The sequence below is a fragment of the Marinomonas gallaica genome (assembly GCF_049821165.1).
In the GTDB taxonomy this organism is placed as follows: domain Bacteria; phylum Pseudomonadota; class Gammaproteobacteria; order Pseudomonadales; family Marinomonadaceae; genus Marinomonas; species Marinomonas gallaica.
In genome coordinates, this window is the sequence record NZ_CP187511.1 from 3,255,423 (window position 1) to 3,269,863 (window position 14,441).

Consider the following 14,441-nt stretch of genomic DNA (forward strand, 5'->3'; position numbering starts at 1 on the left):
CATGGCAGAAATCACTCTTAATTCATTAGCCCACACGTACAGCGACAATCCGACCAAACCGGAAGATTACGCGATTCGTGAAATGCAGCATATTTGGCATCAAGGCGGCGCTTACGCCCTACTTGGCCCATCAGGCTGTGGCAAATCTACGTTATTAAATATTATCTCAGGTCTCTTGGAACCGTCGGACGGCGAAGTGCTGTTCGACGGAAAACGCGTTAACGAACTTAAGCCTGAAGAACGCAACATTGCGCAAGTTTTCCAGTTTCCCGTGGTGTACGACACCATGACGGTCTATGACAATCTTGCTTTCCCATTACGCAACATTGGTGTACCCGAACATAAGATTCGCTCAAAAGTACTCGAAGTAGCAGAGATTCTAGAGCTCTCTGATCAGCTTAAGCGTAAAGCCAAAGGCCTTTCTGCGGATCAAAAGCAAAAAGTCTCCATGGGCCGCGGTTTGGTTCGCGATGATGTTTCAGCCATTCTGTTTGATGAACCTTTGACGGTTATTGATCCTCAACTGAAGTGGAAACTGCGCCGCAAACTCAAGCAAATTCACGAGCAGTTCAACATCACCATGGTCTATGTTACCCACGATCAGCTGGAGGCCTCGACCTTCGCTGATAAAATTGCCGTGATGTATCAAGGCCAAATCGTTCAGTTTGGCACACCACGGGAACTGTTTGAAAACCCTGCCCACACTTTTGTTGGCTACTTCATTGGTTCCCCAGGTATGAACTTCATTGACGCGACGGTCACTGAAAAAGAACTGTCGTTTGGTACCCACACGTTGCCATTACACCCGTTACTACTAAAGCGTTTGCAGGACATGGATGCGCAGCAAGTAAAAGTGGGCATTCGCCCTGAATTTGTTCATGTCTGGGACGGCGCGAATGACGACGCCTTCCTTGTCGATGTGGACTTCGTCGAAGACCTTGGCACCTACAAGATCCTCACATTTAACTTTCACGGCATTCTTATGAAAGCACGTTTAAGCGAAGACCAGAAGGTACCTCAAGGAAAAGCCTACGTCAGCTTTCCTGAACAGTGGACTAAGGTGTACGTCAACGAATTTTTGGTGGAGGTTGACCATGACTAAAGTCGAAAACAACAAAGCATGGTGGTTGGTAATGCCGGTCTTTTTGATCGTTGCGTTCTCCGCCATTATTCCTTTGATGACCGTAGTGAACTACTCAGTTCAAGATATTTTTGACCCATACACACGCTACTTTGTGGGTACTGAATGGTTCAAACAAGTCATGACCGATTCGCGTCTGCATGACGCACTGATCCGTCAATTCATCTACTCTTTTACGATTCTCGCTATTGAAATACCGTTGGGCATCGCGGTAGCACTGATGATGCCGACCAAAGGTCGAGGCGCTTCATTAGCCTTGATTCTAGTGGCCATTCCATTGCTGATTCCTTGGAACGTTGTGGGAACGATTTGGCAAATCTTTGGGCGTGCTGACATCGGCTTATTTGGTGCCATGATGGCGGAGTTGGGGATCAACTACAACTACGCGTCCGAACCCATGCACGCTTGGCTAACGGTGGTACTGATGGATGTTTGGCACTGGACGCCATTGGTTGCACTGCTCTGTTACTCCGGCTTGCGCGCCATTCCTGAAGTGTATTACCAAGCTGCACGAATCGATAAAGCCTCCCGCTGGGCCGTATTCCGTTACATCCAACTGCCTAAGTTGACCAACGTATTGATTATCGGTGTATTACTTCGGTTTATGGATTCTTTCATGATCTACACCGAACCTTTTGTCTTAACAGGCGGTGGTCCCGGTACTTCGACTACGTTCTTGAGCCAATCTCTGGTTCAGCAAGCCATTGGCCAATTTGACTTAGGCCCTGCGGCAGCGTTCTCGCTGGTGTACTTCCTTATCATCCTGTTGGTGTGTTGGGTGTTCTATACCACCATCATGAACATGCAAAAAGACAAGTAGGAGTCGATCATGTCAAATGAAACGACCATTGCAGGTCGCACAAATCAAAACGAAACGATTGCAGAGGCGACGTACACACAAACAGCGCCTCAGCAGCCGGTCTTCTCTCAAGCAGAACGCAAGGCCAAATACGCGACTTGGCGAGGACGCATAGGCTTAACGGTCTACCTTATATTGTTACTGATGCCGATTTATTGGCTCATCAATATGTCCTTTAAAACGAACACTGAGATTTTGAGTGGTTTATCGTTTTTCCCGCAGGATTTTACCCTAGAGAATTACGCAAAAATATTTGGTGACGCGACGTGGTACATGGGTTACGTCAACTCTATGATTTACGTATCCATGAATATGGTGATCAGCTTAATTGTCGCACTTCCCGCGGCGTATGCGTTCAGTCGCTACAAGTTTGTCGGTGACAAGCATATGTTTTTCTGGCTGCTGTCTAACCGAATGGCGCCACCAGCAGTGTTTTTGCTACCGTTTTTTCAACTGTATTCCTCAGTAGGGTTATTCGATACACACATTGCGGTAGCGCTGGCCCACTGTCTTTTCAACGTGCCGTTAGCGGTATGGATCTTAGAAGGCTTTATGAGTGGCGTGCCACGTGAAATTGATGAAACAGCCTACATTGACGGTTACTCATTCCCGAAATTCTTTGTGAAGATTTTTATCCCATTGATTCGTTCAGGGATCGGTGTGACGGCCTTCTTCTGTTTCATGTTTTCGTGGGTCGAACTGTTGCTTGCACGCACACTGACATCCGTAGATGCCAAACCGATCGGCGCGATTATGACCCGAACCGTATCGGCGTCAGGAATGGACTGGGGACTACTGGCTGCTGCGGGGGTGTTAACCATCATCCCTGGCATTTTAGTGGTGTATTTTGTTCGAAATCATGTAGCTAAGGGCTTCGCCCTAGGCCGAGTGTAGGAGAAAAATCATGGCTTGGATGTCTTGGACATTACCCACGGCGGCCTTTTTTGCCGGCATTGCACTGATACTCGTCGCTATGACGACTTGGCAAGTGATCTCCCCTAGCGTGGAACGTCGAGGCTTTCTGCCTCTCGATACCACCCGCGGAGATCGCTTGTTCATAGGCCTGTTAACCAGTGCCTTTATTCACCTAGGTTTTGTGGCATTGAGTGATGTTTCACTCTATGTCGCAACTGCGCTCTGCGTCGTTTGGATGATTATCCTAATGCGCTGGGGCTAGTCAGCGTGAGAGACCAAGGACGATCTAGTACGGAAGCTAACTAACTAAAAATCAACTGTTGAGGTAAAACATGTACAACAATAAAAAGAAGCTCGTTTTAGCTGCCATCCCATTTGCTGTTGCGTTAAATTCCGCATCACTATGGGCTGACCAGTATTCTGATGCGGCACAGAAATGGGTCGACAATGAATTCACAGTTTCAACCCTATCGGAAGCTGAGCAGCTTAAGGAACTCGCGTGGTTTACAAAAGCGGCCGAGCGTTTCCGTGGCATGGAGATCAATGTCGCATCGGAAACACTGACAACGCACAAATACGAGTCCCAAGTATTAGCCAAAGCGTTTGAGGAAATCACCGGTATCAAAGTCAACCATGACTTGATTCAAGAAGGTGATGTGGTTGAAAAACTGCAAACTCAAATGCAATCTGGTCGAAATATTTATGATGCGTACGTCAACGATTCGGATCTTATTGGTACCCATTTCCGCTACGGTAAAGTCGTTCCGATTACCGACATGATGGAAGAAGAGCCTTCTTTGAAATCCCCGACGTTGGATTTAGCGGATTTCATTGGCTTGAACTTCACTTCTGGACCAGACGGTAAGCTTTACCAACTGCCAACGCAGCAGTTCGCAAACCTTTATTGGTTCCGCTATGACTGGTACCAACGCCCTGAGCTGAAAAAGCAATTTAAAGAAATCTATGGCTATGAACTGGGTGTACCGGTTAACTGGTCAGCGTACGAAGACATTGCCGAGTTCTTCACGGTTCATGTTGGCGAGATTGACGGTGAAAAAGTCTATGGCCACATGGATTACGGTAAAAAAGACCCTTCTCTAGGCTGGCGTTTCACGGACGCATGGTTCTCTATGGCGGGTGCGGGTGATAAAGGCTTGCCAAACGGTTTGCCAGTAGACGAATGGGGTATCCGAGTAGAAGGCTGTAATCCTGTCGGCTCCAGTGTGTCCCGAGGCGGTGCAACGAATGGTCCAGCGGCCGTCTATGCGACCACTAAATACGTCGACTGGTTACGTCAATATGCGCCACCAGAAGCACAAGGCATGACATTCTCTGAGGCTGGCCCAGTACCAGCGCAAGGTAATGTGGCTCAGCAAATCTTCTGGTACACCGCATTTACCGCTGATATGACGCAAAAAGGTCTGCCTGTTGTGAATGAAGATGGTACGCCTAAATGGCGTATGGCACCGTCTCCACGTGGCCCATACTGGGAAGAAGGCATGAAGCTTGGCTACCAAGATGTGGGTGCGTGGACATTCATGAACTCAACGCCTGACGACCGCCGTAACGCTGCGTGGTTGTACGCACAGTTCACAACGGCAAAAACCGTTTCTTTGAAGAAAACATTGGTGGGTCTAACGCCAATTCGTGAGTCTGATATTAACTCACCTGAGATGCAAGAAGCCGCGCCTTACCTTGGCGGTCTTGTTGAATTCTACAAAGGCCCTGCACGTGAGCAATGGTCGCCGACCGGTATTAACGTACCTGATTACCCAAAACTGGCTCAACTTTGGTGGCAATACATTTCTCAAGCAGCCAGCGGAGAAGCATCGCCACAAGAAGCGCTTGACGGCCTAGCCGCCGCACAAGACAAGGTTCTTAACCGTTTGGAGCGCGCTAACGTTCACGAAAACTGTGGTCCTAAACTAAACGAGCCAAAAGATCCGTCTTACTGGCTTAACCAACCAGGCGCACCAAAAGCCAAGCTTGCCAACGAAAAAGTGCAGGGTAAAACCGTCGATTACGACGCCCTACTTCGCTCTTGGGAATAAGCTTTTCTTGATCACCACCTTATAAGTCTTGACCGGCCATTGTGCCGGTTTTTTTTGACCTCTGCTTGCATAAATTTTCCTTAATCTATATCAATAAGCATTTATATGCTTTTATTTACCTTAAAAGGTTTGTGGACATCCAAACTGACTTCACTTAGCTTTAATAGCATGTCGAGGAGAAATGCTAATTATCATTTTGACCTATTTAGTATTTCATTATTAAATCTTTAGAAGGATAGATGGTTATGTCAGCAGAAACACAGTTAGCTCAATACAACATTTCAGTCGAAGAAGCTCGTCAATTCCTAATTAACAATATCAGTGACCCTGCTGGAATTGTACAAGTAGCAGATACTTACAAAATCACTAACGAAATGTTAGCTGAAATTTATGGCGGAGTTACTGCTAATCAAGTTGTTGAGTTTTTTAATAGCAACGGTATTAATTCAACTTCTTTAGACTCATTTCAACAACAATCTCTACCTACTAACAACGTTCTACCTTTAACTGAATTTGGTAATGTGTCTGGTAACCTTGATACAGCTGCCAGTGAGGGTTGGTACAATGTTTATTTGAATGCAAATCAAACCTATAAGTTCACTATGGAAAGTAATTCTGACATGAACAGTTCTTACCTGAAGCTTTTAAACAGCGAAGGCTTTTTAGAAGCCAGTGCTATCCAAGATTCAGGTTCTAATGATGTTGAAATTTCAATTATCCCTACCGAATCTGGTGAATATTTCTTATCTGCTGATTTATTTGGCGGTGATTCGATGGGTGAATATAGTGTAATGCTCCGAAATACGACCGTCAATGATGACTACCCAGATAATGAGGCGCCAGCTGCTATTCAGCTTGATACCCCAGTATTCGGTGAATTTGAAGTCCAAGATGATGAAGACAAATTCATGATCGAGCTTGAAGCTGATCAAAGCTATACCTTTTCTATTGTAAGCAATACGCTAAATACCACCTTACTGACAATTTCTGACGCAGATGGCGTGATGCTTGAAGACTCTGTTGAGGAAACGAATGTAGATGCTAATGAATCATTCATGTATACACCTTCTGTATCTGGCACTTACTATCTGACTGCTACTCAATTCAGTGATAAGACAGTAGGTAATTACAGCATCAATGTTGTAGCAAACGAAATGCCTGAAGACGATTCTGAAACTGACGTAATTGGTGTTCAAGAACCTACGACTGAACAAGATATGATGGCTTAATTACTTTAGGCTTTACCATCAAAGCGCTCAAAGTTTTCTTTGAGCGCTTTTTTAGCTATTTTTTACTACGTAGCGCAAAAGAATCAAACCGGATGCACGCCAACTTCATTGTAAACGTTTACATTTTTTAGCTTGGCCAACTGGCTCATTTTCATTAATTCCGGCGGATTATCCGAAGACCAAAAATCACGCCATTCCTCTTTAGAATTCCAGCGAGCAATCGCTAGAAATTGATTAGGTTTATTTTCTTCTTCAAGTAAGCAACTGCCATGCGCACCTGGATACGTTTCTCGTACAATTTGTGTTGTAGACTTCCAAGCGTCGCAGAATTCGGCAATGTTTTCTGGGCTAACGTGCCATTCGTATACCACTCGAATCATTTTTATCTTCCTTATTACACAAGCTATAAAAACTAATTTTAAATTTATAATATGACGCTTAAAGACGTGTATGAAAACAAACTATACGTGCTAAAAGAAGCATCAGATTTAATGTAGCTAGGGCAACCCTCATCTCGCCGTAAATGAAAAAGGGAGCATATGCTCCCTTTCTATATGATTTAAAACCGAATTTACAGTAAAACTTTAGAGACTAGAGCGCACACGTCGCACAGCGTCCAGCCAACCGTCGTAAAGAGTCTGTCGGTTGCCGTCGTCCATGTCTGGCGTAAAGCAATGCTCTGACTGCCACAGTTCACTGATTTGCTCTAAAGACTCATAAACACCAATTCTTAGACCCGCTAAATACGCCACACCAAGTGCAGTAGTTTCGGTTACTTTAGGACGCTCAACGGTAATACCCAAAAGATCACTCAAAAACTGCACCACAAGATCGTTCACGACCATTCCGCCGTCTACTCGCAGGGTATCAAACTCCGCGCCATCTTGTGCCATGGCCCCCACAAGATCCTTTGTTTGATAGCACACAGAGCGTAAGCCAGCACTGATAATATCAGCGGCACTGGTGTCTCGGGTTAATCCAATCATGGCACCGCGCGCATCAGGGTCCCAATAAGGCGCACCTAAACCAGTGAACGCTGGAACTAAATACACCGTATCAGCATTTAAGGCTTGCTGAGCGAGGCTTTGTGTTTCCGATGCATCCGCAAACAGCTTCAACCCATCACGTAGCCATTGAATCGCCGCACCAGCAACAAAGATACTGCCTTCAAGAGCATAAGTGACTTTACCATTGATACGATAACCAACAGTGGTCAGCATTTTATGTTCCGATTTAAGTGCTTGCTCACCGGTATTAAGGATCATAAAACAGCCAGTACCATAGGTGCTTTTCACCATTCCCGGTGTAAAGCAAGCTTGACCCACTAAAGCCGCTTGTTGATCACCGGCAATACCGTTCACGGGGATCTCCGCTCCTAACCACTGCTTATCGATGACGCCAAAGTCGTCACTCGAATCCATAACTTGTGGAAAGATCACATCGCCAATGCCTAGCAGTTCAATCAGTTCTTCATCCCATTGTTGCGTATGGATATTGAATGCCATAGTACGAGCCGCATTGGTGGCATCCGTTCTATGCTCACGACCAGAGGTTAAGTGCCACAATAAAAAGCTATCCACCGTACCAAAGGCAATATGGCCTTCTTTAGCTCGCTCTTTAACACCCTCAACGTTTTCCAAGATCCAGCGAATCTTAGTGGCAGAAAAATAAGGATCGATTAACAAGCCAGTTTTGGCTTGAACAGTCTCACTGTGGCCTTGATCGACTAAAGATTGGCAGAACTCACTGGTGCGACGATCTTGCCAAACAATCGCGTTATAAACTGGCTTGCCCGTTTCGGTGTCCCATAATATGGTCGTTTCACGCTGATTAGTAATTCCAATGGAGGCTACCGCGTCAGCGGTGATGTCTGTATCCTTAAGAACATCACGACACACACTTAACGTTGATTGCCACAGATCATTGGGGTCATGCTCAACCCAACCATCGTTAGGAAAAATTTGCGGAAATTCTTGTTGTGCCTGACCGATGCGCACACCAGAAGTGTTGAATAGAATAGCGCGACTACTCGTCGTGCCTTGATCAATCGCAAGTAGATACTGGCTCATGGGAACATGTCTCTTTATCTGCGAGCCCATGACCATTTGCATTGGCTTGGTTATGGGCGTTTGTTATTTTTGTTATTCGAACACAAATGTTCAAAATCGAATATTTCTATTAAAACTGTAATTGATCACTTTAGCAAGATGTCATCAAGGAGTTTACGTCACGTATGGGCCAACAAACACGCCAAGATAGAATCGTTCAACTGGTACGCGAAAAAGGTTACACCTCTATCGACGAGCTGGCGGAACAGTTTAAGGTAACACCACAGACGATACGTCGAGATATCAACTCTCTTGCCGATCAAGATTTAATTCGACGTCACCATGGCGGTGCAAGTTACGATTCCTCCACAACAAATGTTGACTACAACACTCGACAAGCGCTTCATCAAGATGCCAAAAAAAGAATCGCCAAACACCTCGCCAAAGAGATCCCAAACGGTGCTTCGTTGTTTATCAATATTGGGACAACCACAGAAGAAGTGGCTAAGGCACTACTCAATCATAGTGCACTTAAAATAATCACCAACAACATCAATGTTGCATCGATCCTGCGTATAAAAGACGACTTCAATGTCATTGTGGCCGGCGGGTCGGTTCGCTCGAGAGACGGCGGTATCATTGGTGAAGCGACGGTCGACTTCATTAATCAATTCCGTGTGGATTACGGCATTATAGGCATTAGTGGCATTGATCAAGAGGATGGGTCGCTGCTTGATTATGACTACCAGGAAGTACGTGTTGCACAAAGTATTATTGCCAATTCACGCAATGTGTTCCTTGCGGCCGACGGCGCAAAGTTTGGTCGTAATGCTATGGTTCGCTTAGGTAATATCACTCAAGTAGACCAACTATTCACCGATACTCAGCCACCAAAGACGATCCTCTCATTGCTTAAAGAACACTCAGTGAAACTAGAAGTGTGTGACTGACCGCCCCTTCAAACTATTGTCAGCGCTAGAAGGCCAATTTCCCTAGCGCTTTATGGCGCAAAAAAGAATAACTTTGATGTTTATTTTCCTATCGTCTGCTTGAAAAACCACCTATACAGGTCTAATATCGAAACTGTATTTTCGTTTTTGAACATATAGTTTTCGTTTTTCAAGAGGTAAGCCATGAATCAAACGCATTTCGATCTCTTCGTCGTCGGGGGAGGCATCAACGGCACCGGGATCGCAGCAGATGCTGCCGGGCGCGGTCTTACTGTCGCCCTATGTGAAATGAATGACCTCGCCAATGCGACGTCTTCAGCGAGCAGCAAACTCATTCATGGCGGTCTACGTTACTTGGAACATTACGAATTTCGTTTGGTACGAGAAGCCTTAAGTGAACGCGAGGTTCTGCTTAAAATAGCGCCGCATTTGGTCACCCCTATGCGTTTTCAAATGCCTCACCGACCTCACCTACGACCCGCATGGTTAATTCGCCTAGGTTTATTCCTCTATGACCACCTAGGTAAACGTGAGCAGCTACCTGGCTCTAAGGGCGTTAAATACGATGCTTCAAGCGCCCTAAAATCTGAGATAAGCCAAGGGTTTGAATACTCTGACTGCTGGGTGGATGACGCTAGGCTCGTTATCGCTAATGCACAAAGCGCACAAGAGAGCGGAGCGTTGATCATGACCCGTACTCGCTGCGAGTCCGCTCATAGAGAAAATGGCAAATGGGTCATTGAAGTCAACAACACAGCCACAGGTGAACGTCAGCAATTTACCGCCAATGCTATTGTTAACGCGGCTGGTCCTTGGGTATCGAGCTTTATTGAGCAAAAGGTACAGCGCAAAGCACCTTATGGCATCCGTATGATTAAAGGCAGTCACATTGTTGTGCCTCGTTTATACGAACAAACCAATTCCTTTATCATGCAAAATGCAGACAAACGGATCGTTTTCGCTATTCCTTATCGTGATAAATACACTTTGATTGGTACGACCGATGAAGAATACAAAGGTGATCCAAAAGACGTTGCCATCAGTGACGAAGAGACACAGTACATTCTAAGTGTTGCCAATCAACACTTTAAAAAGCAACTGGCAAAAGAGGATATCGTCTGGACCTATTCCGGTGTGCGACCGCTGTTGAATGATGAATCTTCTGATGCATCCTCTGTTACTCGGGATTACACTTTGCACGTAGAAGACGACCATGGAAAAGCGCCTTTATTAAGTATTTTTGGTGGCAAGATTACGACGTATCGACAGCTGGCCTTGTCAGCTATGAGCGACCTGAAACAGTACTTCCCATCAATGGGAAAAGAATGGACACACGCCAAACCTCTTCCGGGTGGAGACATGAGTAATGACTACACCGTCATGATCAATAAACTGATGTCAGAATTTCCGTTTCTATCGCCTGAACTGGCCCGTCGATTCACAGGTAGCTACGGAACGCTTTCATACGTCCTGTTAGGGGATAGTCAATCTATTGGAGAATTAGGCACTTGCTTTGGCTCGGATTTATATCAGAAAGAAGTCGACTATCTTGTTGAACATGAATGGGCGGTCACTGCGGAAGATATTTTATGGCGCCGTACTAAACTAGGTTTGGAGCTAGATACACAAGAAGCGCAAGCCCTAAAAGATTATTTAGCCGATAAGCTTAACCGCCCTATCGACACCGAGTTAGTCGCCGCAACCGTTTAACCTGATTCTAACATGCCTCATAAAAGTTCTGCCGCGAGGCGCGGATAAACCCACCTCGCGAGCTAAACCATTTTAAATAGGGTTAGCTTACTTACTGTAATGCGATGGATCATCTTGGTTTGGGCGCGTTTTAAAGCGGCGATGCAGCCACATGTATTGCGCTTTATTTCGACTAATAAGATCTTCAATAATGTGATTTCCACGAATGGCATCGGCCAATTCGCTCTCACCTGGAAAGTCTTCCAGAGGTTCACTGATCTTAATTGAATAGCCTTTGTCGTCTGCGTTACGCTCTACGAAAAAAGGCAACACTTTTGCTTTGCCTAATTTTGCCAACATAGTGCCGCCCGTAATCGTCGCAGCTTCAGGCATTTCGAAAAACGGAATAAACACAGCACTTGAACGCCCAAAATCCTGATCGGCGGTATACCAAATCACATCAGGTGCACGCAGACTGCGGACCATTTGACGAACGTCGCGCTTTGGAATCAAAGCCTTATTAGAACGAAGACGACCTTTGACTTGAAGATATTCCATAACAGGGTTGTTGTGTGGTCGATAGACACCAATACCTGGATTAAACTGACCGAAAATACGCGCCCCCATTTCTAGCGGTAAACAATGCACCGCAAACAAGATCACACCCTGCCCATTCTCCAATGTTTTTTGCACATGCTCTTGCCCAGTGATGTCCATATGACGCTGCACTCGACTATTGGACCACCACCATGCACTGACCGTGTCAAAAATAGCCTTGCCAGTTTCTTCAAAGTTTCGTTCAAGCAACTGTTGATGCTCTTCTGCAGTGGCATCAGGAAAACACAATTCCAAGTTACGTCTAGCCGTATGAACTCGCCCTTTGGCAAGTTTCATCATCAAACGGCCAATACCCTTGCCTAAACCCATTTGCCAATTCAGTGGCAACATAGACACTAGGCGCCCTAGACCGACTCCCAGCCAAAGTACCCAATGTTTGGGATGAAGCAATGCTTTTGAAAATTGTGCTTGTTCTACCACGACGAAATTCACCAATAAAAAATTCGCAGGTATTCTAACGTAAAATGCATAAGAAATTGAGCACAACATGCAACTAAACCAAGGCTTTTAAAGGCGTTATGGCGAACTAGGAGTAGCCAATTTACATTCATCGAGCGCATACGCTTTCGCATTACTTACGAATCTATAGCATTTCTTAGACACAAGAAAATTCTCATTCAATTATTATTACAGGGTTTATTAAAGGAGTGATAACAGTGCCCCAACGACTCACATTTTTTTTATCGGCCATTTTCTTTGCCTATTTTATTTCTGGTTGTAGTAGCACTTTAGTGAAAGACACCTATCAACATGCGCTAGATAATGATGATTACAAGGCGGCTTTTTTTACTCTTTCTAACCTTGAAATCCCGAATGAAGAGCTAGAAAAAATCCAAAGAGACTATCAATCAGAAAACGACTCAACCAAAAAATATTATTATGAGTTTCTATTAGCAAAAGCCACACAAGAAAAACAATACCTCGATAACTTCATCGACCACTCTGTTAGTCAAGCCAAAGAACTTTCAGTCAATGACAGCCAATGGATTAGCATCACTAATCCCTTATACGACTATCTTTCTCTGTACGGCTATAGTGATGATAAAGCGCTATTGGCAATGATAAGCGTCTTAACCTTATCGGATTCGGCAAACCTCAGCGTAGTCGTTAACGACTTAAATAAAATTTATCAATCTGACACTGACAGATTCATGCGTATTGCAAGAGATACAAATTTAAATGAAATGGAATTACTTGACTTATTAGAGGAGTAAGAGATGCCAGGTAGCATTACATTCACAAAAAGCTCTAAGGGAGAAGGCTCTAGAATGATTGGCAAGCTTACTTGGCAATCAGAAGAGTACAATGTTGTTACAGGCGGTTATGGTAAAGGCGCTATTCCCGATGGCAATTACGATATTGAAGTTCGCAGGGTAGCTATAGGAAATTCGGGGAATATGGCGTCAGGGTTTATTAATCCAAGCACAAAAATTGGTTGGTTTATCCCTCTAACACCACAATTCAATACTAGCCGATATGGCTTTGGCATCCATCCAGATGGCAACCTTCCTGGGACAAAGGGCTGCCTTGGAATTCAAGGAGATGATATTGAGAAGTTTTGGGGGAAATGGCTTAACACACCACTTAGAACTAGGCCATCTAGTTTGCGCGTTATAACCGAACTTGATGAATAGTTTCTCTCCTTGAGTAATCATCTACTATTAGGACGGCCAGTGCCATGGCGGTAAATCCAACATGCCCATGCTTGGGATTTGAGTTTCGCCAAAGTCTTTTTCTAAACGAATCGAGTGGCACAGCTCTGATTGTTCCAAAGCAGCAATCAGACGCGAGGCATGGGACACAACCCAGACTTGGCAGTGATCCGCAGCAAAGCTAATTAAGCGAGCTAAGGCTGGCAATAAATCAGGGTGTAGGCTCGTTTCAGGCTCATTCAACACCATTAACTCCGGCGGCCTAGGCGTTAATAACGCAGCCACCCACAGAACATACCGCAGCGTTCCATCAGATAACTCTGAAGCGTTTAACGGGCGTAATAAACCATGCTGATAGAACTGCAGTATAAAACGCCCTTCGTCGGTGCGAACTACCTCAACTCGCGCACCCGGAAACGCGTAATCAATGGCATCATGTAAAGCATCCGCATCGCCTATTTCAAGAATCGTTTGAATCGCCGCCGCCACATCGCGCCCATCATGACTTAATACAGGGGTAAACGTACCTAAATGATGCTGGCGTGCAGGTGCCGCCTGATCCGTACGAAAATGATCGTAAAAACGCCACTTACGAATTCGGTCACGCATTAAAAACACTTCAGGGGCTTGTTGGGAGTCTGCCGCCAGATCAAACATAGAGTCAAAACTGGACGCATGATACGACACTACCTCCCAACTTCGCCCAGCGCGGCGCTTTATGGCATTGTCCTGTCGATCTACTAATGCGCCTGCAGGTCGATAATATTCTCCGTGCCAAATCATCTCATGCATTATGCCGGGATCGAGCTTAAACAGCGTGGGGGTTCTAGTGGGCATGGCCACGCCAAATTTGGGCAAACCAAGTGCCACGGAATAACCATAGTCTTCCCCGGCAAAACCTAACTTTAACTGGCGTTTTGTTTGACGTGGTCCGCCTTGAACTGGCACCTCACCTGAACGCATACGTTTAGTGATTTTCTCAGGCCCGGCCCAAAAAACTGATTCTAATCCACCGTCTTCGGCGAGTGATCGAACCAAACCACCGTCACCCACTTTGGCGAGTAATCGCAATGCTTTATAAAGGTTAGACTTACCACTGCCATTCTCACCTGTGACAAGATTCAGACGCCCAAGCGGTAAGGTTAAGTTGATAATCGAGCGGTAGTTTTCAATCGCGATGGTTTTGATCATCAGGCATCCTTGTCTTTAACTAACGAAAGGCAATAGCCATTTACAATAACATAAGTACAAAAAAACTCTGGTTCTTAAAGCTAAACAGCCATGAGAAC

14 protein-coding genes are annotated in these 14,441 nt (G+C 45.3%); 10 read left to right on the forward strand and 4 right to left on the reverse strand.

Annotation, left to right across the window (positions count from 1 at the left end):
- Position 1 precedes the first annotated feature (1 nt).
- The 6 genes from ACPUEK_RS15340 to ACPUEK_RS15365 all read left to right on the forward strand — a co-directional run bounded on the left by ACPUEK_RS15340 (position 2) and on the right by ACPUEK_RS15365 (position 6,195).
- The gene (locus ACPUEK_RS15340; protein WP_067036703.1) at positions 2 to 1,102 is read left to right on the forward strand and encodes an ABC transporter ATP-binding protein; all 1,101 of its coding nucleotides are present in this window, start codon (positions 2 to 4) and stop codon (positions 1,100 to 1,102) included.
- A complete protein-coding gene (locus tag ACPUEK_RS15345; protein WP_067036700.1) occupies positions 1,095 to 1,961 on the forward strand; it encodes a carbohydrate ABC transporter permease in 867 nt (288 codons plus the stop codon). The genes ACPUEK_RS15340 and ACPUEK_RS15345 overlap by 8 nt, the downstream gene beginning before the upstream one ends.
- Before the next feature lie 183 nt (positions 1,962 to 2,144).
- On the forward strand, positions 2,145 to 2,894 hold the full coding sequence (locus tag ACPUEK_RS15350) for a carbohydrate ABC transporter permease (RefSeq protein ID WP_197467788.1): 750 nt from the start codon (positions 2,145 to 2,147) through the stop codon (positions 2,892 to 2,894).
- 10 nt (positions 2,895 to 2,904) lie between these two features.
- Positions 2,905 to 3,177: a DUF2160 domain-containing protein gene (locus ACPUEK_RS15355; protein ID WP_067218390.1), complete on the forward strand. Its 273-nt coding sequence runs from the start codon at positions 2,905 to 2,907 to the stop codon at positions 3,175 to 3,177.
- Between the two features lie 70 nt (positions 3,178 to 3,247).
- A complete protein-coding gene (locus ACPUEK_RS15360; protein ID WP_067036694.1) occupies positions 3,248 to 4,966 on the forward strand; it encodes an ABC transporter substrate-binding protein in 1,719 nt (572 codons plus the stop codon).
- A 245-nt stretch (positions 4,967 to 5,211) separates the two neighbouring features.
- Positions 5,212 to 6,195: a hypothetical protein gene (locus ACPUEK_RS15365; protein WP_425641326.1), complete on the forward strand. Its 984-nt coding sequence runs from the start codon at positions 5,212 to 5,214 to the stop codon at positions 6,193 to 6,195.
- Positions 6,196 to 6,278: 83 nt separating this feature from the next.
- Here the strand turns inward: ACPUEK_RS15365 and ACPUEK_RS15370 are convergent, their stop codons facing one another.
- Both ACPUEK_RS15370 and glpK read right to left on the reverse strand, forming a co-directional pair.
- Positions 6,279 to 6,575 carry an antibiotic biosynthesis monooxygenase family protein gene (locus ACPUEK_RS15370; RefSeq protein ID WP_425641328.1) on the reverse strand — a complete coding sequence of 99 codons (297 nt, stop codon included), beginning with the start codon at positions 6,573 to 6,575 and terminating at the stop codon, positions 6,279 to 6,281.
- A gap of 204 nt (positions 6,576 to 6,779) precedes the next feature.
- Positions 6,780 to 8,264: a glycerol kinase GlpK gene (glpK, locus tag ACPUEK_RS15375; RefSeq protein ID WP_067218386.1), complete on the reverse strand. Its 1,485-nt coding sequence runs from the start codon at positions 8,262 to 8,264 to the stop codon at positions 6,780 to 6,782.
- Between the two features lie 164 nt (positions 8,265 to 8,428).
- On the opposite strand from glpK, the gene ACPUEK_RS15380 reads away from it, so the two are divergent.
- Both ACPUEK_RS15380 and glpD read left to right on the forward strand, forming a co-directional pair.
- Entirely contained in the window at positions 8,429 to 9,193 is a 765-nt protein-coding gene (locus tag ACPUEK_RS15380; RefSeq protein ID WP_067218382.1) for a DeoR/GlpR family transcriptional regulator, read from the forward strand.
- A gap of 183 nt (positions 9,194 to 9,376) precedes the next feature.
- Entirely contained in the window at positions 9,377 to 10,903 is a 1,527-nt protein-coding gene (gene glpD, locus ACPUEK_RS15385; RefSeq protein ID WP_067218378.1) for a glycerol-3-phosphate dehydrogenase, read from the forward strand.
- An 87-nt stretch (positions 10,904 to 10,990) separates the two neighbouring features.
- On the opposite strand, the gene ACPUEK_RS15390 is transcribed toward glpD, so the two are convergent.
- Positions 10,991 to 11,920, reverse strand: a complete 930-nt coding sequence (locus ACPUEK_RS15390) for an LpxL/LpxP family Kdo(2)-lipid IV(A) lauroyl/palmitoleoyl acyltransferase (RefSeq protein ID WP_425641330.1) — start codon at positions 11,918 to 11,920, stop codon at positions 10,991 to 10,993.
- Between the two features lie 236 nt (positions 11,921 to 12,156).
- On the opposite strand from ACPUEK_RS15390, the gene ACPUEK_RS15395 reads away from it, so the two are divergent.
- Both ACPUEK_RS15395 and ACPUEK_RS15400 read left to right on the forward strand, forming a co-directional pair.
- Positions 12,157 to 12,714, forward strand: coding sequence for a hypothetical protein (locus ACPUEK_RS15395; protein ID WP_425641332.1), 558 nt, complete (start codon positions 12,157 to 12,159; stop codon positions 12,712 to 12,714).
- Between the two features lie 3 nt (positions 12,715 to 12,717).
- Positions 12,718 to 13,134, forward strand: a complete 417-nt coding sequence (locus ACPUEK_RS15400) for a hypothetical protein (RefSeq protein ID WP_425641333.1) — start codon at positions 12,718 to 12,720, stop codon at positions 13,132 to 13,134.
- A gap of 27 nt (positions 13,135 to 13,161) precedes the next feature.
- On the opposite strand, the gene ACPUEK_RS15405 is transcribed toward ACPUEK_RS15400, so the two are convergent.
- Positions 13,162 to 14,343: an AAA family ATPase gene (locus ACPUEK_RS15405; RefSeq protein ID WP_425641334.1), complete on the reverse strand. Its 1,182-nt coding sequence runs from the start codon at positions 14,341 to 14,343 to the stop codon at positions 13,162 to 13,164.
- Between the last annotated feature and the right edge of the window lie 98 nt (positions 14,344 to 14,441).

What these genes read in the sequence shown, in the direction of transcription:
- ACPUEK_RS15340 (WP_067036703.1), top strand. Translation starts at nt 2, where the DNA reads ATGGCAGAAATCACTCTTAATTCATTAGCCCACACGTACAGCGACAAT.
- ACPUEK_RS15345 (WP_067036700.1), top strand. Translation starts at nt 1,095, where the DNA reads ATGACTAAAGTCGAAAACAACAAAGCATGGTGGTTGGTAATGCCGGTC.
- ACPUEK_RS15350 (WP_197467788.1), top strand. Translation starts at nt 2,145, where the DNA reads ATGCCGATTTATTGGCTCATCAATATGTCCTTTAAAACGAACACTGAG.
- ACPUEK_RS15355 (WP_067218390.1), top strand. Translation starts at nt 2,905, where the DNA reads ATGGCTTGGATGTCTTGGACATTACCCACGGCGGCCTTTTTTGCCGGC.
- ACPUEK_RS15360 (WP_067036694.1), top strand. Translation starts at nt 3,248, where the DNA reads ATGTACAACAATAAAAAGAAGCTCGTTTTAGCTGCCATCCCATTTGCT.
- ACPUEK_RS15365 (WP_425641326.1), top strand. Translation starts at nt 5,212, where the DNA reads ATGTCAGCAGAAACACAGTTAGCTCAATACAACATTTCAGTCGAAGAA.
- ACPUEK_RS15370 (WP_425641328.1), bottom strand. Translation starts at nt 6,575, where the DNA reads ATGATTCGAGTGGTATACGAATGGCACGTTAGCCCAGAAAACATTGCC.
- glpK (WP_067218386.1), bottom strand. Translation starts at nt 8,264, where the DNA reads ATGAGCCAGTATCTACTTGCGATTGATCAAGGCACGACGAGTAGTCGC.
- ACPUEK_RS15380 (WP_067218382.1), top strand. Translation starts at nt 8,429, where the DNA reads ATGGGCCAACAAACACGCCAAGATAGAATCGTTCAACTGGTACGCGAA.
- glpD (WP_067218378.1), top strand. Translation starts at nt 9,377, where the DNA reads ATGAATCAAACGCATTTCGATCTCTTCGTCGTCGGGGGAGGCATCAAC.
- ACPUEK_RS15400 (WP_425641333.1), top strand. Translation starts at nt 12,718, where the DNA reads ATGCCAGGTAGCATTACATTCACAAAAAGCTCTAAGGGAGAAGGCTCT.
- ACPUEK_RS15405 (WP_425641334.1), bottom strand. Translation starts at nt 14,343, where the DNA reads ATGATCAAAACCATCGCGATTGAAAACTACCGCTCGATTATCAACTTA.